Origin of the sequence: Streptomyces sp. DSM 40868 (genome assembly GCF_011820545.1) — a bacterium.
In the GTDB taxonomy this organism is placed as follows: Bacteria; Actinomycetota; Actinomycetes; order Streptomycetales; family Streptomycetaceae; genus Streptomyces; species Streptomyces eurythermus.
On the sequence record NZ_CP050504.1, the window covers coordinates 267,711 to 287,107 of the forward strand.

The window sequence follows — 19,397 nt, forward strand, 5'->3', positions numbered from 1 at the left end:
GCCGTGTCCACCCAGCAGATCGTCCTGATCACCGGTGCCTCCAGCGGATTCGGCGCGCTGACCGCCCGCGCCGTAGCGGACGGCGGTGACACCGTCTACGCCGGCATGCGCCACACCACCGGCCGCAACGCCCCGGCCGTCCGGGCCGCCGCCGACCACGCCACCGAGCACAAGGTCGACCTGCGCACCGTCGAACTCGACGTGACCTCCCAGGAGTCGGTCGACTCCGCCGTCGCGCGGATCCTCGCCGAGCATGGTCGCATCGACGTCCTGATCCACAACGCCGGCCACATGGTGGTCGGCCCGGCCGAGGCATTCACCGCCGAGCAGCTCGCCCAGCTGTACGACGTCAACGTCCTGTCCACACAGCGCGTCAACCGGGCCGTACTGCCCGGGATGCGCGCACGCGGCGCAGGCCTGGTCGTGTGGGTCTCCAGCTCCAGCGTCAAGGGCGGCACTCCGCCCTACCTCGCGCCGTACTTCGCGGCGAAGGCCGGCATGGACTCCCTCGCGGTCGGCTATGCCGCCGAACTCGCCCGCTGGGGCGTGGAGACCTCCATCGTGGTGCCGGGGTCGTTCACCCGGGGAACCAACCACTTCGCGCACGCCGGCACGCCTGCCGACGCCGCGGTCGAGGCGGCCTACGCGACGCGCTACGCGGGCCTCGTGGAGCAGGTCGCGGGAAAACTCGCGGCCCTGTCCCCGGCCGACGCCGAGGCGTCCATGGTGTCCGACGAGATCGCCCGCATCGTGGCCCTGCCCGGGGGCAGCCGGCCCTACCGTGTGCACATCGACCCGGCCGACGACGGGTCCGAGGCGGTCTCCGAGGTGGCCGACCGCGTCCGGAACGAGTTCCTCACCCGCATCGGCCTGGCCGACCTGCTGCCGGCCCACCCGTAACACCGACAATGCCCGGTGGGTGTGTCCGCGGGCACCCCACCGGCATGGGGGCCTCACCGTGAGCCCGCTGGCCGTCCGACACCCACGCCCGCGCGACATCCCGGCAACCCTCGACCCCGACCATTCAGGAGGCGCCCGTGACCAGCCAGCCGGACGAGACGACCACGAGCCCGCGCAGGCGCGGCCGCGGGAGACGTCCCGCCGAAGAGGTCCGCGCCGACGTCCTGGAAGCCGCCGGACGGCTGATCCTGACCGAGGGAATGGCAGGCCTGACGTTCGAGCGGGTCGCCAAAGTCGCCGGTGTCAGCAAGACCACCCTGTACAAGTGGTGGCAATCACCCGGCGCGCTCGCCCTCGACGGGTACTTCCACGCCGTGCGCACCACCCTGGCTTTCGCCGACACCGGCAACGTACGCGAGGATCTGCGTCACCAGCTCCACCACCACCGCCAGGTCATGGCAGGGCCGGGAGGCCGTGCCCTGCTCGAGCTCATCGGCGCCTCCCAGACGGACCCCGACCTCGCACGCGCCTACCGCGCCCTGTATTCCTCGGGCAGACGCGAACTGGCCTACCAGCGCCTGACCCGCGCCAAGGAGCAGGGCGAGATCCGCGAGGACGTCGACGTACGGGTCCTGGTCGACCAGCTCTGGGGCGCCGTCTACCACCGCAGCCTGATCCCCGACGAGCCCGTCACACCCGAATTCATCGACGCCATCGTCGACAACCTCTTCGACGGTATCCAGCCCCGCACATAGCGGCCCGAAGGCCGATCGCGCCCCGGACGCCTTCACCGGGCTTCCCCGCGGGCGCGCCGCACGGCGCCTGACGCGCGGGTGGCTGGTTCCACCGGAGGCCGAAGGTGCCGGTGCGGGGCCGTGGACGGTGCGGAGTCGGCGTAGGTCCGGTGCGGGAGCGGGCCGGGGTCGGGATCGTCGTGGTCGGCGCCGTAGGCCCGGCGGCGCAGCAGCCGTTCGTCCGCACGCTCCATGCCTTCGGCCTGGCAGCCGCCACTGTCGGCCGGGCTGTGATCGCGTCACCTGCGGAAGCGGCAGAACCAGCTGCCGGCCTCCCGTTCGGGCACGGCCTGCTGCTGCTCCGGGTGCGGCAACATGCCCAGTCCAGGCATGCTCCAGGTCGACGTGGGCCTCCCGGTCGCGATCCTCGCACAGAGCCGGCCGGGGCTCGTGGGCGGTGCCCCAGCCGGTGGGCGCGACCGCCCTCCACCGTTCGTCGGTGAACTCGGCGCCGCAGCGCGTGTGGAGGGGACGACGGGCATACCACTGAGAGTGCTGCCGTGCCCCGACAGGTACCGGACCCTGGCGCCCTCGCGTACCGGCCGCGCCCGGACGCTTGCGTTCCCGCTCGCCTGCCGCCGGGACCACGGCGGTTCCGGCCCTCGGCCTGCGGCCGTCGCACAGGTGCGGGTGGATGTCCTTCGGCCTGCCCCAGTCCGTCGCCTGTGTCGCCTCCCAGCCTCGTCGGTGAACCTCGCTCCGCAGGCGGGACGGCGGGCCTCGCGCTCGGGCGTCTGCTCCTGGGCCACCCGCCGCACCCGTGCCTGGTACTCCTCCTGCCGTGCCCTGGCCGTTTCGCGGGCGCGGGCCCCGGGCACCTCAGGGCGGGGATGGCCGTTCGCTTCCCGCAGGGGTTCCCGTCGGGTACGGCCGGTGCCGGTCAGGGTGAGTTCTGGTGTCGTGTCTCGCGGCGGCCGCGGGTGGCGTGGAGGGAGCCGAGCAGGTCCAGCGCCTGGGCACTGGGGCCGCCCGGTTCGGCGTGGTAGATGACGAGCTGCTGGCCGGGCGCGTCGCGGACGTCGAAGGCTTGGTAGGTGAGGGTGAGGGGGCCGACGTCCGGGTGGTGGAGGTGTTTGGCGTCCTGGGTCTTGCCGCGCACGGTGTGGCTGTTCCACTGGCGGGCGAACAGGGTGCTGTGCTCGGTGAGGGTGCGGACCAGCTCGCGCAGCCGCGGAGCGTTCGGGTCGAACCCCGTCGCGTGACGGAGGTTGGCGACGACGGCCTGGGCTGCACGGTCCCAGTCGGTGTAGAAGTGCCGGCCCGCGGGGTCGAGGAACGTCATGCGGGCCAGGTTGTCCGGCGGATCGAAGGGGGCGAAGAGGGCGTCGGCCAGGGCGTTGGCGGCGAGGATGTCCAGGGTTCGGTCCAGGACGAACGCGGGGGTGTTCGGGTAGCCGTCCATCAGCTGGCGCAGTGCGGGACTGACTTGTCCGGACGTGTGCGCGGCGAGGTGGTCGCCGGGTGTGGCCCCGGCGAGGCGGTACAGGTGCGCGCGGGTGTCCTCGTCGAGCCGGAGCGCCCGGGAGAGGGTGTCGAGTACCTGGGGTGAGGGGTTGCGTTCGCGTCCCTGTTCCAAGCGCGTGTAGTAGTCGGCGTTCACTCCGGCCAGGACGGCGACCTCCTCGCGGCGCAGTCCGGTGACCCTGCGGGTCCCGTAGCTCGCCATGTCGACGTCCTGCGGCCGCAGGCCCGCGCGGCGTGCACGCAGAAAGTCACCCAGGTGGTTGTCGGTCATTTGTTCAGGTTAAACACAGGTCCGGGTGCGCTGCCTGGGTGTGCCGCACCCAGGCAGCGCACGTCCTGGTCGACGGCTGCCGACCTGCTCATTCTCGGTGGAGAGCGACTGGCGCGGAACGCGCGCTGATCGAGGAGAACCAAGGAGAGGAGCCGTCCGTGGCCGGGATGGGTGACGGTGACCGTCAGGATGCCGAGTTCGCCGGGAAGGTAGCCCTGGTCACAGGGGGCGCGCGCGGCGTCGGCAGGGAGACGGTGGCACTGCTGAGCGCCCGCGGCGCCCGCGTCGTCGCCGTCGACCTGCGCCCCGAGACCGAGGACCTGCCGAAGGAGTTTCCCGGTGTCCTCGCTGTGACCGGGGACGTGACGCGGGAGGAGACCGCCGTCGGGGCCGTACGGAAGGCGGTCGACGCGTTCGGGAGGCTGGACATCCTGGTGAACAACGCCGGGCGCACCGTGAACAAGCCCGTCACCGACACCACCGCCGAGGACTGGGACGCGGTGATGGCGGTCAACGCCCGCGGCTCGTTCTTCTTCGCCCGCGAGGCCTTCGGGGCCATGCGGGCCGGCGGTGGCGGGGCCATCGTCAGCACCGGCTCCTACGCGGGCACCGTCGGGCTGCCCGAGGGCGCCGCCTACAGCGCGTCCAAGGGCGCTCTGGCCCAGCTGACGAAGGTGCTCGCTGTCGAGGGCGGCCCCCTGGGCATCCGCGCCAACCTCGTCGCCGCGGGCGTGATCGAGTCCGACTTCCTCGACACCTTCCGCTCCGACAGCCGCGCCTACCTCGCGTCCTTAGCCGACGCGCAGCCCCTGGGCCGGGTGGCGCAGCCGGCCGAGATCGCCGAGGTGCTGTGCTTCCTCGCCTCCCCGCGCTCCAGCTTCGTCACCGGAGCCGTGGTCGCCGCCGACGGCGGCTTCACCGCGCTCTGAACCGGCACACGGGGCACCGAACACACCACATGAGGAATCGAGGGATGACCATGGCGGGACGCCTGGCAGGAAAAACAGCGCTGATCACAGGCGCGGCGGGCGGCATCGGACAGGCCACGGCGGAGCTGTTCGCTCGCCAGGGAGCACATCTGGTGCTCACCGATGCCTGTGCCGACGCCGCGGCGGACCTCGCGGCCCGGCTGGGACGCGCCGGCGTCGAAGCACTGGGCATCGGCCTGGACGTTTCGTCGCCGCAGCAGTGGAGCGAGGTCATCGCCCAGGTCGAGCGACGCTTCGCAAGGCTGGATGTGCTGGTGAACATCGCCGGAATCGTGGACTGGGCCGGCGTCGAGGAAGCCGATCCGCACACGTGGCACCGGGTGATCGCGGTCAACCAGACCGGCACCTGGCTGGGCATGAAGACCGCCATGCCGCTGCTGCGCGCAAGCGGCAACGCCTCGGTGATCAACACCTCGTCCGTCCTGGGGCTGATCGGCAGCGGGGGCGCCGCCGCGTACCACGCGTCCAAGGGAGCAGTGCGCCTGCTGACCAAGACCGCCGCCGTGGAGTACGCCGCCCAGGGCGTGCGCGTGAACTCCGTACACCCGGGAGTCATCGCCACGCCCATGATCCAGGAGATCCTCCGCCAAGAGGGAGACCGGCAGCCCGACATCGTGCGGACCCCGATGCGGCGCGCCGGCCGCCCCGAGGAAATCGCCCCCATGATGCTTTTCCTGGCCAGCGACGAATCCTCCTACGTCACAGGGGCGGAGTTCGTCGTCGACGGCGGGCTCACCGCGCACTGACCCGTCGGCCTCTCGTCGCCCATTCAACCGGGGCCCTCAAGGGGCCACCGTGAGGGGGTGGCGGTAGCGGCAACCACGCCATGGCGCTGGCTGCTTCTCGCGCTCACGCCACGTCGGTCTCAGCAGTTTCCGTTCGGGGAACAGTCACAGTGACCGTTCCCCGAAGGCTTCCGCACGTGGCGGCCGTTGGGCGGTCGGCTCCGCAGTCGCGTTCACGGTTCGAGGACTGTGCTCGATCACAGACTCGTGGCCAGCCAGACAGTCACGGCCGCGGTGGCGGTAGCCCGGCGTTGAGCGTGATCCGGCGGTCTTCGCCGGTCAGGTGGACGGCGATCGCACCGGCCTGCAGGAGTACGAAGCCGATGGCCGCAGCCGGTGCCGGCGAGGGAGCGACACCGGTCAGCAGCGGCAGGATCCGGCCGGCGCGCCGAGTATTTCGATCGTTCCCAGCGCCCTGAGGGCGGGCAAGGGTACGCGATCGACCCAGGTCATCATCGGGCGGAGCTGATCGCGGCTCCGGCTCACCTTCAGCGTGCCGGAGTAGAAGTAGAGGAGGGCGAGCAGCCCCGCGACGATCCAATCGGCGATGTTCATGGTTCCCGTTCATGGGCCACCGCTTCGCGGGGCCCGCCGATCGCGTCGATTGCCGGCAAGCCTTGATGAGGCCCGGGCTGTCGCCCGAGGGACCCGGGCACCGAAAGGCGGGAGCGCCACGGCTCCGCCGGCCGAAAGGAGGACGACCGGCCGTGCCGTCCCGTCGGCTTCAGGCGAGGTCGGTGGCGGGCTCGGTCGCGTAGCGGCTCATCGCGTCGGCCAGCACCAGGAGCGACGCCGGTGCGAGCACGCCGGCCTGCTCGTAGCACCGTAGCGGTCGATGTGGTCCGACACCCTCTGGTGCTCGTGAGCGGTGCGGGCACGCCAGTCGATGACCTGCTCCCGAGCCCAGCCCTTGGGGACGGGGCGTCATGATCACCGGGTTCGGCAACCGGGCCGCGCTGGCCTTGGACGTCGCCGAGCACCGGTGGGACACCGAGCCCATGGTCGTCCCCGACGACCGCGACAGGTTCGCCCGGGACCTGCCCGACCTGGTCATCCAACGGCTGTTCGCCGGGGCGCCGTCGCCGCAGTCCGCGCCGGGCCGGCGTCTCCGACCGGCCGCAGGTGGGCGAACGGATCCAGCGTGTCCGGTCTCGGCCTCGCCGTCACCGATCACGCAGGCGACCACGAGGTCCGGGTTGTCCAGGGCAGCGCCGTAGGCATGGGAGAGCGAGTAGCCGAGTTCGCCGTCCTCGTGGATGGAGCCGGGGGTCTCCGGGGCGACGTGGCTGGGCACCCCGCCGGGAAAGGAGAGTGTCCGGCCGGGCGTCGGGGTCGGCCAGCAGGGCCCGCTGGCCTGGTTGCCGCGGTTGAACACGCCGTCCAGGAGGTCGGGCTGTTCGGCGAACATGGTGCCGTAGAAGCGGGTGGTGATCTCGTCCAGGGCGCCGCCGACGGCGGGCAGGGTGGCGCGAACGACAGCGGCCGACTCGGGCGAAAGCATGGAACTCCCCTGAGGTGCGGATAAGTGGAGGGACGGCGTGCACCGTCGCAGCCGGGATCTGTCGTGCGGGTCCGGCCGGCACTTCGATGATCCGGCGCGGTCGGCACCCGGAACAGGGCCGAACCGCCCCGGACGACTGGGCCCGTCGGTCCGGCCCCGGGACGGGTCATGCCTCCCGTCACAAAGCGACCGGCCCAAAGTACTCGCGGCGGTGGCGGGACCCGGCTTCCCGAACGGTCAAGAAGCGGTGGAAGGAGTGAACCTGGGCCGTCGGCACGCATCGAGGACGAGTGCTCGACGGTGAAGACGACGTCCTGCGGGATCTGAGCGGGGGTGAACCAGCTGATGGTGCACGGCGCGGTCGGAGTGACGGTGCACGGCGCCGACCGGCCCAGCGCAAGACTTACCGACGGCGACCGCTGGGACCGGCTCGATGGTGTCGCAGCACCCGGCCACTGAGGACCGCGAGGATGAGGAACAGCGCGACCACCGCGGAGGGCATGGAGGCGACCGCCCACCAGGCCCTGCCGTGCTCCCGCTCCGCGACCGCCCCGAGGGCCGCCGCGGTCACGGCTGCGATCAGCCCGGTACCGATGAGCACGGCGACGGCGTGCCGGGCACCTCCGGTGTCCCGTGGTCGCCGAAGGTGGCCGAGCGCCGCCCAGTCGCGTGCGGCTTCCCGCGTCTCACGGCGACGTTGTACCGCCGCGTGTGCCCGAAGGCTCACCGTGGCGACGGCACCGGCCAGGGACGCGCCGGAAGGCGGCCACCACTCTTCGCAGACGAGCAGCAGTACGGCGACGATCCCGCTCGTGGCCCAGCCGCTGAGGCACGCCGCCGCGGCTGTCCGCCGGGCAACCGGCCGGTCGGCTCCCGCGCGCAGGTCGGCGAGGGCCGGCAGGTACCAGACGCAGCCCGCCGCGGTCACCGCAGCGGCTCCCAGGGCGAGGACGGCATGGGGCATGACCTACCTCGCCGCCTCGTCCAGCGCGGCGATCTCCGGGTGGTGGAGGTCGAAGGCCGGGGACTCGCTGCGAATACGGGGCAGGGAGACGAAGTTGTGGCGGGGCGGGGGGCAGGAGGTCGCCCACTCCAGTGAACGGCCGTAGCCCCAGGGGTCGTCGGCCTCGACCGGCTTGCCGTACTTGGCCGTCTTCCAGACGTTGTAGAAGAACGGCAGGACCGACAGGCCGAGCAGGAACGAACCGATCGTGGAGACGGTGTTGAGGGCGGTGAAGCCGTCGGCCGCCAGGTAGTCGGCGTAGCGGCGGGGCATGCCCTCGGCGCCCAGCCAGTGCTGGACCAGGAAGGTGGTGTGGAAGCCGACGGTGAGCGTCCAGAACGTCACCTTGCCGAGGCGTTCGTCGAGCATCTTGCCGGTGAATTTGGGCCACCAGAAGTGGAACCCGGCGAACATCGCGTACACGACCGTACCGAAGACCGTGTAGTGGAAGTGCGCGACGACGAAGTACGAGTCGGAGAGGTGGAAGTCCATCGGCGGCGACGCCAGGATCACTCCGGTCAGACCGCCGAAGAGGAAGGTGATCAGAAAGCCGGCGGTCCACAGCATCGGCGTCTCGAAGGACAGCGAGCCCTTCCACATGGTGCCGATCCAGTTGAAGAACTTCACCCCTGTCGGCACCGCGATCAGGAACGTCATGAAGGAGAAGAACGGCAGCAGGACGCCTCCGGTGACGTACATGTGGTGCGCCCATACGGTCACGCTCAGGCCGGCGATGGCGATGGTCGCGGCGATCAGGCCCATGTAGCCGAACATCGGCTTCCGGCTGAAGACGGGTATCACCTCGGAGACGATGCCGAAGAACGGCAACGCCAGGATGTAGACCTCGGGATGGCCGAAGAACCAGAACAGGTGCTGCCACAGCAGCGCGCCGCCGTTGGCCGCGTCGAAGACATGGCTGCCGAACTTGCGGTCCATCTCCAGCGCGAACAGGGCAGCGGCGAGAACCGGGAAGACGATCAGCACCAGGACGGCGGTCAGCAGCACGTTCCAGGTGAAGATCGGCATGCGGAACATCGTCAGGCCGGGGGCGCGCATGCAGATGATCGTGGTGATGAAGTTGACCGCGCCGAGGATCGAGCCGAAGCCGGACAGGGCCACGCCCATGATCCACAGGTCGGCGCCGAGGCCCGGCGAGTGGACGGCGTCGGAGAGCGGCGCGTAGAGGAACCAGCCGAAGTCGGCGGCGCCACCCGGTGTGAGGAAACCGAAGGCCGCGATCGCCGAGCCGAACAGGAAGAGCCAGTAGGCCAGCATGTTCAGCCGCGGGAAGGCGACATCCGGGGCGCCGATCTGCAGGGGCATGATCCAGTTGGCGAAGCCGGTGAACAGCGGCATGGCGAACATCAGCAGCATGATCGAGCCGTGCATGGTGAATGCCTGGTTGAACTGCTCGTTCGACATGATCTGCTGGCCCGGCCGGGCCAGCTCCGCGCGCATCAGCAGGGCCATCACACCGCCGACGATGAAGAACGCGAACGCGGTGACCAGGTACAGTGTCCCGATCTTCTTGTGGTCGGTGGTCGTCAGCCACTCCGCCCACGACGGCCGGACGGCCCGCTTGGTCGTCTTGGCGGCCACGGTGACCCCGGCACTCGGCCGCGCGGTCCCCACCTTCTGTATCCGTGCCTGGTCCACCGGACGGTGTCCTCCCCTTGTGCCATGTCGACGACGAGCCGGGAAGTGCCGTGGTGCGGGTGTGGACCTGGGCCCTTCCCGGCCGTCGCCTCATGATCCTCGGAGGGGTGCCCGGGCCGGGTAGGGCCGAACAGTCCCGGGCCGGCCGCCGGGTGGGGTCCGACGGCCTTTCTTTCGCCGGTCGGCGGCGGCAGACGTGGATCAGGATGATCCGGACGGACGAGTACGTCGGAGCCGGAGCGGTCGGCCAAGCAGTCCTCGACGTCGGCCACTGTGGTCTGGGAGATCTGCCCGACGGCGTCCCGGGTGAAGTAGGCGTGGTGCGAAGTGACCAGGACGTTGCCGAAGGTCATCGGTGCCCACCACACCGGCAGGCCGGTCGCGCAGGTCGCGGCCCGTCAACCCGTCGAGCCGGAAGCCGAACTCACGCGTGCGGTGCGCGGCCCGGACGATCCGGCGATCGACCGCCAGGGCCGCCGTCCAGGCGAACTCGGCCACCGAGTACGGCGAGCAGCACGAGACCCGGGCGACCGTGAGTTGACGCTGCTGAACACGGCCTCGTGGCCCGCGGCGGTCGGGGCGGTGTCCCGGTCGAGGCACAGTCCCGGAAACCTCGGTTCATGCCGGCCGGTGAACGCCTTGTCGAAGGCTTCTCTCAGCAGCGGCCCTAGTCCGCGAGAACGCCATACGCGACGATCTCCATGTGCTCTCGTCCCGACGGAGGCCGTACGGAGAGGACGACGCGCTCGCCTCGCACCGTGACCGCAGAGCCGAATGCGGCCGTCACCGGCTGTCGCTGGTTTCGACGCCCGCGAGGGCTGCTCGTCCCGCCTCCAACCGGGCGACCGGGATGCGGAAGGGAGAGCATGAGACGTAGTCGAGGCCGACGCGGTGGAAGAAGTGGATCGACTCGGGGTCGCCGCCGTGCTCGCCGCACACCCCGGTCTCCAACCGCGGATCGACGGCGCGCCCCGTCCTCATGGCCATGTCCACAAGCCTGCCGACACCCTCCTGGTCGATCGTCTCGAAGGGGGACACACTGAAGACGCGCTTCTCCAGGTACAGCGGGAAGAAGGACGCTTCTGCGTCGTCGCGGGACAGTCCCCAGGTGGTGTGGGTGAGGTCGTTGGTGCCGAAGGAGAAGAAGTCGGCGGCCTCGGCGATGCGTCCGGCGGTGAGGGCCGCGCGAGGCAGTTCGATCATCGTGCCGATCGGTAGGTGCAGGGACCTACCCGTCTCGGCCGCGACTTCGGCAAGTACGCGCTCCGCCTCCCGCCTGGCCAGCCGGAGTTCCTCCACCGTGCCGACGAGCGGAATCATGATCTCGGCGTGCGGCCGGCCGCCCTCGCGCAACCGGTGGACGACGGCCTCGGCGATCGCGCGGACCTGCATGGCCATGAGGCCGGGAACGACCAGTCCGAGCCGGACGCCACGCAGGCCCGGCATCGGGTTCTGCTCATGCAGGCGCTCGACCGCGTCGCGCAGTTCACGGTCGTGGACGTCCGGGTGGGTGGCGCCGCCAGGCAGACGGCCAGCGCGGTGCGGTCGGGCAGGAACTCGTGCAACGGCGGATCGATGAGCCGGATGGTCACCGGCAACCCGTCCAACGCTTCGAGGATGCCGGTGAAGTCCTCACGCTGCGGCGGCAGCAGCGCCTCGAGAGCCTCCTCACGGGTCGTGTCGTCGCGGGCCAGGATCATCGCCTCGACCAGCGTTCTGCGGTCGCCGAGAAACATGTGCTCGGTGCGGCACAGACCGATGCCCTGGGCGCCGAGCTTGCGGGCGCGTACCGCGTCTCCGGGGGTGTCGGCGTTGGCCCGGACCTCCAGACGGCGGACGGAGTCCGCGCGGGCGAGGGCAGCCAGGACCGCCTCGGTCAACGGGTCGGTGCTCACACCCGGATGACCTGGCGTCGGGTGGCCAGGCGTCGGGCGAGGAAGGCCATCACCCGGTTCATGCGGCCTGCGATGACGCTGGGCGGCGGGTTTTTGCGGTCCAGGGCGGCCAGCGCGGTGCGGACGACGTCGACGGGTGAGGCGAGTCTGGTCCCTCCGGCGGCCTGTGGGGTGCCCACGACGTCGAAGAACTCGGTCCGGGTCGCGCCGGGGGACAGGGCCAGCACCCGCAGGCCGGTGCCGCGTGACTCCTCCCACAGCGCTTCGGTGAGGCTGAGCACGAACGCCTTGGTCGCCCCGTAGAGCGCCATGCGCGGGTTGGGCTGGTAGGCGGCCATGCTCGCCACGTTGACCAGTACCCCGCGGCCCGCGGTGCGCAGTTGGCCGATGAAGGCCCGGCTGATGTCGGCGACCGCGGTCACGTCGACCGCGATCTCCCGGCGCAGCCGGTCCGGGTCCGCCTGGTGGAAGGGGCCGAAGGTGGCGAACCCGGCATTGTTGATCAGGCTCGTGACGTGCAGGCCGAGCTGGTCCACCTGCGCGGCCAGCGCCTGCCCGGGGTGGTCCGTGGCCCTGGTTGTGAGAGGTTTCCTGCGAACGGCGACCTGCCGAAAAGTGATCACTCGCGGGCCGTTCGCAGAACTGGGGACGGCCCGTCAGCGGAACAGGCGGAAGAACCCGCGTACCTGCTCGACCAACGACTCCGGCTGCTCCAGCGCGGCGAAGTGGCCGCCGTGCGGCAGCTCCTCGAACCAGCGCAGGTCGGTGAACCGCAGCTCGGCCTCCCGCCTCGACGGGCGGCTTATGTCGCGTGGGTAGACCGACAGCCCGGACGGCGCGGTCACCTTGTCCCGGAAGTTGGCGAAGCTCTCCCAGTACAGGCGCGCCGACGACGTGGCCGACGCGGTGAACCAGTAGACCGAGATCTCGTCGAGGATCGTCTGCCGCGACAACGCGTCCTCGGGATGGCCGTCGTTGTCCGTCCACGCCCAGAACTTCTCGGCGATCCAGGCGGCCTGCCCGGCCGGGGAGTCGGTGAGGCCGTAGCCGAGCGTCTGCGGCCGGGTCGCCTGGATCGCCGAGTATCCCCGGCCGGTGCGCTGCATCTCCTTCTCGGCCTCCAGATTTGCCAGCTCCGCGGGCGTCGGGTCGTTGAACGTGCCCGCCGCCACGGATCCCAGGTTCAGGTGGACGCCGGCGACCCGATCGGGCGCCGCCTCGCCCAGCGCCGCGGACACCGCCGAGCCCCAGTCACCGCCCTGCGCGCCGTACCGTTCGTAACCCAGCGAAACCATCAATGTGTCCCAGGCGCGCGCGATGCGAGTGATGCCCCACCCGGTCGTCGACGGCTTGTCACTCCAGCCGTACCCGGGCAACGACGGCGCGACCACGTGGAACGCGTCCGCCGGGTCACCGCCGTGCGCGCGGGGGTCGGTCAGCGGGCCGAGGACCTCCAGGAACTCGAGCACCGAACCCGGCCACCCGTGCGTGAGCACGAGCGGGAACGCGTCCGGCTCCGGCGAGCGGACGTGCAGGAAGTGGATGCCCAGCCCGTCGATGGTGTCGCGGTACTGCGGGAACACGTTCAGCCGCTCGGCGAACCCGAAGTCGTAGTCCTCGGCCCAGCTGCGGCACAGCTCCTGTGCGTACGCCAGCGGCAGCCCCTGTGACCAGTCGTCCACCGGCTCGCGCTCGGGCCACCGTGTCCGTCGCAGTCGTTCACGCAGGTCCGCGATCTCGGCTTCGGTGATGGCGACCTCGAATGGCTCGGCGGACATGGCAAGGCTCCTTGCTGGTCGAGGCGTTCTCGGATCGGTTGCAGTTGTACTGTCAGCGCGGGCTCCCACGCGTGGTACCGGGTTCGGGGCGGCGGTCGGCGGTAGGGCGCCGGGTCAGGCTGAGGGCGAGTCCGGACAGGGGGAGGGCCGCGAGCACCGCGAGGGCCACCGGCCCCGGCACGATGCCGGACAGACCCGCGACAGCGGCCGGACCGATCCCGCCGCCCAGGACGTTCATGAAGCTGAGCAGGCCCTGTGCCGTGTGGTGGTCGTCCGCGGCGACCAGCTCCGGCGCGAGGCTCACCAGTACGGCTTGGGCGCCGGCGAACCCGCACACGGTCGAGGCCGTGCCGAGGACGATCGGGACCGGCCCGGTGGAGACCGCGACCACGAGCACGCCGATGACGGTGAGTGCCGCAAGCCCGGCCGACACCTGCCAGCCGGTGAACCGGTCGGTCAAGGTGCCGACCAGCCGCCCGGCCGGCACCGAGCAGGCGGCGGCCGGGACCAAGAGCACGCCGGCTTCCAAAGGGCCACCGCCCGTGGCCTGCTCGATCAGGGACGGGGCGCGGAACAGCACGCCGTAGTAGCCGGCGAAGACGGTCCCGCCGATGAGCCCGGCCGCCAGGAAGCCCCGGGATGCGATCACCCGTCGGGGCACGAACCCGTCGGGCGTGCCGCGCACACGCCACCACAGACCCACGGCGGCGAGCGCCCCGGCGGCGGCCACGACAAGCGTGACCGGGGCGGGCAGGCCGACCGAGTGTGCCTGCAGCAACGTGATCAAGGAGCCGGCGAGTACCGACAGCACGGCCGCGCCGACGACATCGAGTCGCTCGGTCGAGCCGTTTCGCTCGCCGCTACCGCTCCGCGCCAGCGCGCGCCTGTTCGGCAATGCGGCCAGCAGGAGGGGCAGCGCGAGGGCCGGGATCGCGAGCACGGCACGCCACCCGAGCCATGCGGTCACCGCTCCGCCTATCAGTGTCCCGCAGCCCGACGCCGTCGCGCTGGCCGCCGCGATGGTTCCCAGGACGCGGATCCGTTGCCTCCCGGGCAGGGCGGTGGCCGCGGCAAAGACGGCGATCACCGTCGCGCCCGCCCCAGCGCCGCCGATCAGTCGGCCGACGATCACCACGGACAGTGCCGGCCCGGCTCCGGCGAGCGCGGAGCCCGCGGCGAGCGCCATGACCCCGGCGACCAGGACCTGGAAGGGGCTCCAGCGGACCAGCAACCGGCCCGCGACCGGCATCGCGAGCGCGGAGGTCAGGGACCACGCGGCGAGAATCCATGCGGTGGCCCCGAACGGCACCGCGAGTGCGCGGCCGATGGCCGGCAGGGCCACCGACGGCGCTCCCAGTGCCACGTACATCGGCAGCACCAGCAGCCCCAGAGTCAGTCCCAGCCGACGCCCACCCGGGGCATCCGTTCGCTCCGGTGCCGGAGCACCTCCGGGCGGCATCATCTGCGGCGTCGTCCCCTGCCGAGTACGCTGTGACATGCTAAATCCCCTTTGCATGTAACATTACGAGCAGTGTGGAGACACGTCAAATGCGGGATGCGTATTACAGTCCATTGGCGGTCCAGACGGCCGTCGACCTGGCCAACACCTTGAGGCCGGTCAAGGGAGAGGACGCGCTCGAGACCGTGGAGCAGCTCCGTGTCTTCCTCGACGAGCATCCCGCGGCTGAGCCCCCGAGTTCGGCTGCGAACCAAGGGACCGGTCCGCGCCATCTCACCCCCGCCGACCTGGCGGAAGTCCGCGCGTTGCGCGAGACGGTGCGTGAGGTGCTCGAACGGGCCGACACGGACGCGGACGCGACTGCGGCTCTGATCAATGCTGGTCTGCGTCGCAGCCGCGCCATCCCGGTACTGCGCCACGAGGACGACCGATGGTGGACCGAGGTGACCTCCGACACCGACCGCTGCGCGGCGCACCTTGCCGCGACTACGCTCAGCGCACTGGCGTCCGTGATCGCCACGCTCGGCCCCGCTCGTCTCGGCGTATGTGCCGGGCCGACCTGCCGGGCCACTTTCGTTGACCTCTCGCGCAACGGCTCGAAGCAGTACTGCACTCGAACCTGCGCACACCGGGCCAGCGTCGCGGCCTACCGGAGCCGACGCAGCCCGCGCTGAGTGCCGGCACCCGCGCATGCCCGGCCTGCCGTTGCCGTAGCGAGCGGAGAGCGTGGTTACTGACTTCGGCTCGTCGGGGTGAATCTTCGTGAAGTCACTGAGGGGCTGTGGAGGACCAGGTGTGGACCGCCGCTCGGGTGGCCACGCTGATCGGCAGGCAGTTCCACGTCTCCTACAGCGTCTCGGGTGCGACGAGACTGATGCACCGGCTCGGCTTCAGTCCGCAGGTCCCCGCACGACGGGTCGCCGAGCGCGACGAGCAGGCCGTGGCCGTGTGGAAGGAGGCGACCTGGGCTGAGGTAAAAGAGCCCGGGCGGCCTGCGGGGGCTACCTCTGCTTCGAGGACGAAGCCGGGTTCACCCGGCGGCCTCCTCACCCTGATGAGGGCCACCGGGGACCCGAGCCGACAGACGTCCTCGTCCTCGCCGTCTTCGGCTCATTGAAGTCGCGGAAGTTCCCGTTGCGCGGGGAGAAGTTGTCAGCCGAGCAGGGAGAACAGGCCGAAGACCATGTCGGAGTACGAGGCGTTGTCGGTGGCCACCGTCTCCGGCTTCATTCCGGCGTCCAGGTTCAGCAGCGTGTCAAGGATGTGCGGGGAGTCGCCCGGGGTTCCCGGCACGACCGTCTGCCCGATGCCCGCGGCCTGGTCCTTCACGGCATTGAGCCAGGTAGGAATGGCGGAGGGAAACCCGCCGCGAGTAGATGGGCCGCATGGTCGAACCGCACCAGCTGGGCGGCTTGGTGTCGCGGCCGAGAGCGGCTACGTCGACCAGTCCCATCTGCACCGCGACGTGAAGGCATTCACGGGGCTTACGCCCACTGCCGTCGCCACCGCGCCATGGCTGGCGATCGACGACGTCGCATGGCCGGACTCCTGGCGGGCGGGGAGGCCCGTGACAGGTGGCGCACTAGGTTCCGGCCGGCGTTGAGCCGCCCGGCCGTGGCCCTCACCGTGCTCCCGACCGACGACCGCGCGGGGGTGCCGGGCACGGCCGTAGACAGCTTCGGCCTGGTCGCTGGGTAGGCCGCCGAGCCGAAGCGGGACGGCTTCCGCGCCCAGCTCGCCGTGCACACGAGCGGCTGGGTGCTGCTGCGGGGGAGGCTGGCTGTACTTGCGTCGAGGCGGGGGCCGGTAGGCCCTGCTGGCCCGGCAGCAAGTGGAGCCGGCGCACAGCACATGCGCGTGGTCAACGTCGCCCGTGACGCCTCCGGCCGGTGGCGCCGCCCCGCACGCCTGCACCGTGCCCGCCCCGGCTGCTGCGCCGCCGACGCCCCCCGTCGGACGTCGCCGCCGCACTGGCGGCAACGCGGGCGCGGTGGCCCCGCCGACGTGCGACGAGCAAGCGCGCCCCGATCCCCGGCTGCGTCCGCGCCCCTCCCCCACCCTCAACTCCACGGGATACGGTCGAAGGGGGTCACAACGGGGATGTCAGCGGCCCGACCATGCCGACCGACGCCCACGACAGGCACTCGCACGGTGTCCGGTCGGTGGTCGACGGGCACAGTGCCCACGGGGTGAGGAGCCGACGGGCGGCGAACACCGCCTCCAGCGCGGCCCGACGCCTCCAGTACGGCCATCCGATCGTCACGGTACCGGAGGGGCGGTGAGGGTGGCGCAGCGGCCGGTGTCCTGCGGGCGCCCGGCATCGTCGCAGCGGCCCGGCAGCGCCACCCGGGGTGCAGCCGGCGTGCTGGTGACCGCCCCACGATGGCCTCCGTGGTGACCCGTGCCTTGCGCTTCCCTCACGAGCGGACCGGCCGGTACGGCCGCCCTGTCCCTATGCGAGCGGGTCTCCGGCCTGCTGGACGACCCCGGCGATCCAGGCCATGGCCTCGGGCACGTCATAGTTCCCGGCATGCGGCTGGTTCCAGGCGAGCCGGTAGTCCAGGTCCTCGACCTCCTTGTCCGCGGCCAGAGCACGGTCGAGGTTGACCGAGACGGTGAAGGCGGTGTCCCGGTCGCGGGTGCCGTGGCGGACGTACCAGTTCGGCGCGGTGTCGGCACCGGTGCCGATGAAGTCCATCGGGTTGATGAGGCGGACCTGGTCATCGACGGTGGTGCTCTTCTGCGCGGTGTACTGCTTCCAGGTCAGCCCGGTGTCATCCGGACCGCTGCCGTCGCCGGGCACGTCGTTGTGGTTCCAGCCGAACTCGGTGTAGTTCATGTAGGTCGCGGTCGGCGGGCCGAAGAGGTTGGTCTCGGTGCGGCTGGTGGTGTTCCCGTCGACGCCCGCGGCGTCGAAGGCGGGGGTCGTCTTGAGGGCGGCCTGGGCGGCGACGAAGGCGAGGTACCTCGCCATGTCGACGGAGCGCACCGTGCGGGTGGCGGTGTCGACGTCGATCCAGTCGTTGACGTACGACTTGGCGGTGCCCCCAGTCGTGATCTCGAAGGTGCCGCCCAGCGGCGGGATGGTGCGGGCGGGATCCGCCTTCAGGTAGGTCTCGGCAGAGCGGATGACCTCCTTCTTGACGGCGTTGAGCATGGTCGTGGCGGTGAGCCGGGAGCCGTCGGGGTTGCGCAGCCCGAGGCTCTTCTCGTAGGCCGCGAACCGGGCCGCTATTTCTGCAGCGGCTTGGGGCGTGGGGTTCTGTTCGGTGGTGTTACGGGTGTCGAGGACGTTGTAGAGCCACTCGTAGGCCGTGTCGGCGTTGCCGAGATCGGTGATCGGGCAGTAGGCGTTGACCGCGAAGACGTCGTCGCGCAGGGTGCTGCGCGCCTCGGCGTCGATGCCCGCGGCGCCGATCGCGGCGAGGTACGGGGTGTACTCGCCGCTGTTGCCGGAAGCGCCCAGGACCGACGCCAGCGCTCCGCCGCCGCTGGTGCCGTTGACGACGATCCGCTCCGCGCTGCCGGGCATCGCGGTGTCGTTGAGACGTAGGTAGCGCACGGCGGCCTTGGCGTCAGCGACGGCTGCGGGTGCCTTGCCGGGGAACGAGCCGTCGGCACCGACCAGTCCACGGCTGCGGTTGGCGACGTCGACGAAGACGTAACCCGCCTTCAGGGCGGCGCCGACGTTGCTCGTCGCACTGTTGTAGGAGGTGCCGGCGGTAACGCTGGCCCGTATGTAACTGGCCATCCAGCCGCTGTTGTTCACTGCGAAGTAGATCGGCGCCCGCTGGTCGCCGAAGGCGCTCTCGGGGACGAACACGTTCATGCTCTGGTAGCCGCAGCGGGTGTTGGGGATGGTGGTGCCGCCCCCGCCAGGGCCACCGGGTTGCCGCGCCGCCGCGGCAACCGGGTTCGCGACGTAGCAGATCTCCTTGTACCAGCGCACATCAACCGGACGGCCGTCGATGGTGACGGTGATCGTCGTGTAGCCGGAGGGGTCGAACGCGAGCGCCGCGTCCTGGGGGCCGGCGGCATGGCCACGGCTCTGCGCAGGGGCGGCCGCCGCGACGGTGGCCGGTGCTGCGACGAGGGTGAGGACGAGGGAACCCGCGAGTGCCATGCCTCTCAGGAACTGTTTGCGGGCCACGGGCCGTTCCGCCCGCGCGCTCGGCAGGTGGGTGCGTGCTTCTCGTCCGCGTGGCGCGGTCAACCTCTGCATGGGACTCCCCTCATCGAGCACCAAGTGCTTCGCGGATGCCTCAGGGCCAAGGCGTGACGCACGCTACAAGATTGTCAACAATATGAGTAGCACTATCGCCGACATTTGCGAGACCTGTGCGTGCGGAACCGGCTGCCGCGAGGTTCCCTCGGTACGGCGGCGGGGTCGGCGAGGATGTGTTCGCGTCCGGCACCGAGGGTCCCGGGCGTGACGACTGGGGAACAGGCCAGGAAGGCTCCCGGCGCGGGGCGAGGCGGGCGCCGATGCCGGGCCTCGGCCAGGGCAGCCAGTCAGCGAGTTGCCCACCGAGGACGACGCGATCAGGGTCAGTCAGTCCGGTGAGCGACTGGAACGCGGCGCCCAGGGCGTGCCCGGCGCGGTCCCGCGCGGCCAGAGCGAGCAACTCCCCCGTACGCAGGCGGCGGTCGGGGTCGGTGAGGGCGGCGCGGTGTCGTGGGGTGAAGCCGAATGGTCGAGACCGGCCTTCTCCAGGACCGCGCGGGTGCTGACGTACGTCGCCAGGCAGCCGGTCGCGTCGCACCGACAGACGGGCCCGTCGAGGGAGACCGGGATGTGGCCGAGCCGCCCGGCCAGGCCGTGACCACGCGAACCACCGGCACCAGGGCCACGCCGCCGATGAGGATTAGGGCGACTTCATCAAGCGGGCCGCCGAGGTGAGG

The 19,397-nt window shown here is 71.1% G+C and carries 14 protein-coding genes and 6 pseudogenes; 7 read left to right on the forward strand and 13 right to left on the reverse strand.

Annotated elements, in window-relative coordinates; translation table 11 throughout:
* Positions 1-3: 3 nt before the first annotated feature.
* Positions 4-900: an SDR family oxidoreductase gene (locus HB370_RS01220; protein ID WP_030794753.1), complete on the forward strand. Its 897-nt coding sequence runs from the start codon at positions 4-6 to the stop codon at positions 898-900.
* Between the two features lie 137 nt (positions 901-1,037).
* Complete coding sequence (locus HB370_RS01225; RefSeq protein ID WP_030794755.1) at positions 1,038-1,655, forward strand: TetR/AcrR family transcriptional regulator; 618 nt, start codon at positions 1,038-1,040, stop codon at positions 1,653-1,655.
* 32 nt (positions 1,656-1,687) lie between these two features.
* Here HB370_RS01225 and HB370_RS01230 read toward each other — a convergent pair whose 3' ends face one another.
* Positions 1,688-1,888, reverse strand: a complete 201-nt coding sequence (locus HB370_RS01230) for a hypothetical protein (RefSeq protein WP_030794757.1) — start codon at positions 1,886-1,888, stop codon at positions 1,688-1,690.
* A gap of 686 nt (positions 1,889-2,574) precedes the next feature.
* The gene (locus HB370_RS01235; protein WP_030794759.1) at positions 2,575-3,429 is read right to left on the reverse strand and encodes a helix-turn-helix transcriptional regulator; all 855 of its coding nucleotides are present in this window, start codon (positions 3,427-3,429) and stop codon (positions 2,575-2,577) included.
* A gap of 167 nt (positions 3,430-3,596) precedes the next feature.
* On the opposite strand from HB370_RS01235, the gene HB370_RS01240 reads away from it, so the two are divergent.
* Together HB370_RS01240 and HB370_RS01245 are read left to right on the forward strand one after the other, a co-directional pair.
* A complete protein-coding gene (locus HB370_RS01240; RefSeq protein ID WP_030794761.1) occupies positions 3,597-4,358 on the forward strand; it encodes an SDR family oxidoreductase in 762 nt (253 codons plus the stop codon).
* A gap of 50 nt (positions 4,359-4,408) precedes the next feature.
* Entirely contained in the window at positions 4,409-5,164 is a 756-nt protein-coding gene (locus HB370_RS01245; RefSeq protein WP_030794763.1) for a glucose 1-dehydrogenase, read from the forward strand.
* 236 nt (positions 5,165-5,400) lie between these two features.
* On the opposite strand, the pseudogene HB370_RS01250 reads toward HB370_RS01245, so the two are convergent.
* The 9 genes and pseudogenes from HB370_RS01250 to HB370_RS01290 all read right to left on the reverse strand — a co-directional run bounded on the left by HB370_RS01250 (position 5,401) and on the right by HB370_RS01290 (position 14,552).
* Positions 5,401-5,758, reverse strand: a pseudogene (locus tag HB370_RS01250) (DoxX family protein).
* A gap of 589 nt (positions 5,759-6,347) precedes the next feature.
* A pseudogene (locus HB370_RS01255) lies at positions 6,348-6,512 on the reverse strand (hypothetical protein); the annotation flags it as partial.
* Between the two features lie 595 nt (positions 6,513-7,107).
* The gene (locus tag HB370_RS01260) at positions 7,108-7,668 is read right to left on the reverse strand and encodes a hypothetical protein (RefSeq protein WP_063766476.1); all 561 of its coding nucleotides are present in this window, start codon (positions 7,666-7,668) and stop codon (positions 7,108-7,110) included.
* 3 nt (positions 7,669-7,671) lie between these two features.
* The gene (gene ctaD / locus HB370_RS01265) at positions 7,672-9,306 is read right to left on the reverse strand and encodes a cytochrome c oxidase subunit I (protein ID WP_244405330.1); all 1,635 of its coding nucleotides are present in this window, start codon (positions 9,304-9,306) and stop codon (positions 7,672-7,674) included.
* A 269-nt stretch (positions 9,307-9,575) separates the two neighbouring features.
* A pseudogene (locus HB370_RS41575) lies at positions 9,576-10,066 on the reverse strand (hypothetical protein); the annotation flags it as partial.
* 80 nt (positions 10,067-10,146) lie between these two features.
* A pseudogene (locus HB370_RS01275) lies at positions 10,147-11,243 on the reverse strand (putative PEP-binding protein); the annotation flags it as partial.
* An 11-nt stretch (positions 11,244-11,254) separates the two neighbouring features.
* Complete coding sequence (locus HB370_RS01280) at positions 11,255-11,881, reverse strand: SDR family NAD(P)-dependent oxidoreductase (RefSeq protein WP_244405332.1); 627 nt, start codon at positions 11,879-11,881, stop codon at positions 11,255-11,257.
* Positions 11,882-11,914: 33 nt separating this feature from the next.
* Positions 11,915-13,036: an epoxide hydrolase family protein gene (locus tag HB370_RS01285; RefSeq protein WP_030793819.1), complete on the reverse strand. Its 1,122-nt coding sequence runs from the start codon at positions 13,034-13,036 to the stop codon at positions 11,915-11,917.
* 52 nt (positions 13,037-13,088) lie between these two features.
* The gene (locus HB370_RS01290; RefSeq protein ID WP_342451005.1) at positions 13,089-14,552 is read right to left on the reverse strand and encodes an MFS transporter; all 1,464 of its coding nucleotides are present in this window, start codon (positions 14,550-14,552) and stop codon (positions 13,089-13,091) included.
* A 32-nt stretch (positions 14,553-14,584) separates the two neighbouring features.
* On the opposite strand from HB370_RS01290, the gene HB370_RS01295 reads away from it, so the two are divergent.
* A complete protein-coding gene (locus HB370_RS01295; RefSeq protein ID WP_030793825.1) occupies positions 14,585-15,169 on the forward strand; it encodes a CGNR zinc finger domain-containing protein in 585 nt (194 codons plus the stop codon).
* 119 nt (positions 15,170-15,288) lie between these two features.
* A complete protein-coding gene (locus HB370_RS01300; RefSeq protein ID WP_280117723.1) occupies positions 15,289-15,612 on the forward strand; it encodes a winged helix-turn-helix domain-containing protein in 324 nt (107 codons plus the stop codon).
* Positions 15,613-15,650: 38 nt separating this feature from the next.
* Here the strand turns inward: HB370_RS01300 and HB370_RS01305 are convergent.
* Positions 15,651-15,839 (reverse strand): annotated as a pseudogene (locus HB370_RS01305) (Tn3 family transposase); the annotation flags it as partial.
* 73 nt (positions 15,840-15,912) lie between these two features.
* Here HB370_RS01305 and HB370_RS41580 point away from each other — a divergent pair.
* A pseudogene (locus HB370_RS41580) lies at positions 15,913-16,098 on the forward strand (AraC family transcriptional regulator); the annotation flags it as partial.
* An 849-nt stretch (positions 16,099-16,947) separates the two neighbouring features.
* On the opposite strand, the gene HB370_RS01320 reads toward HB370_RS41580, so the two are convergent.
* On the reverse strand, positions 16,948-18,618 hold the full coding sequence (locus tag HB370_RS01320; protein ID WP_063766470.1) for a subtype B tannase: 1,671 nt from the start codon (positions 18,616-18,618) through the stop codon (positions 16,948-16,950).
* Positions 18,619-19,397: the final 779 nt, after the last annotated feature.

Coding starts and splice junctions, on each gene's coding strand:
- HB370_RS01245 (WP_030794763.1), top strand. CDS start 4,409: ATGGCGGGACGCCTGGCAGGAAAAACAGCGCTGATCACAGGCGCGGCG.
- HB370_RS01285 (WP_030793819.1), bottom strand. CDS start 13,036: ATGTCCGCCGAGCCATTCGAGGTCGCCATCACCGAAGCCGAGATCGCG.
- HB370_RS01235 (WP_030794759.1), bottom strand. CDS start 3,429: ATGACCGACAACCACCTGGGTGACTTTCTGCGTGCACGCCGCGCGGGC.
- HB370_RS01260 (WP_063766476.1), bottom strand. CDS start 7,668: ATGCCCCATGCCGTCCTCGCCCTGGGAGCCGCTGCGGTGACCGCGGCG.
- HB370_RS01290 (WP_342451005.1), bottom strand. CDS start 14,552: ATGCAAAGGGGATTTAGCATGTCACAGCGTACTCGGCAGGGGACGACG.
- HB370_RS01295 (WP_030793825.1), top strand. CDS start 14,585: ATGCGGGATGCGTATTACAGTCCATTGGCGGTCCAGACGGCCGTCGAC.
- HB370_RS01240 (WP_030794761.1), top strand. CDS start 3,597: ATGGGTGACGGTGACCGTCAGGATGCCGAGTTCGCCGGGAAGGTAGCC.
- HB370_RS01230 (WP_030794757.1), bottom strand. CDS start 1,888: ATGGAGCGTGCGGACGAACGGCTGCTGCGCCGCCGGGCCTACGGCGCC.
- HB370_RS01320 (WP_063766470.1), bottom strand. CDS start 18,618: ATGGCACTCGCGGGTTCCCTCGTCCTCACCCTCGTCGCAGCACCGGCC.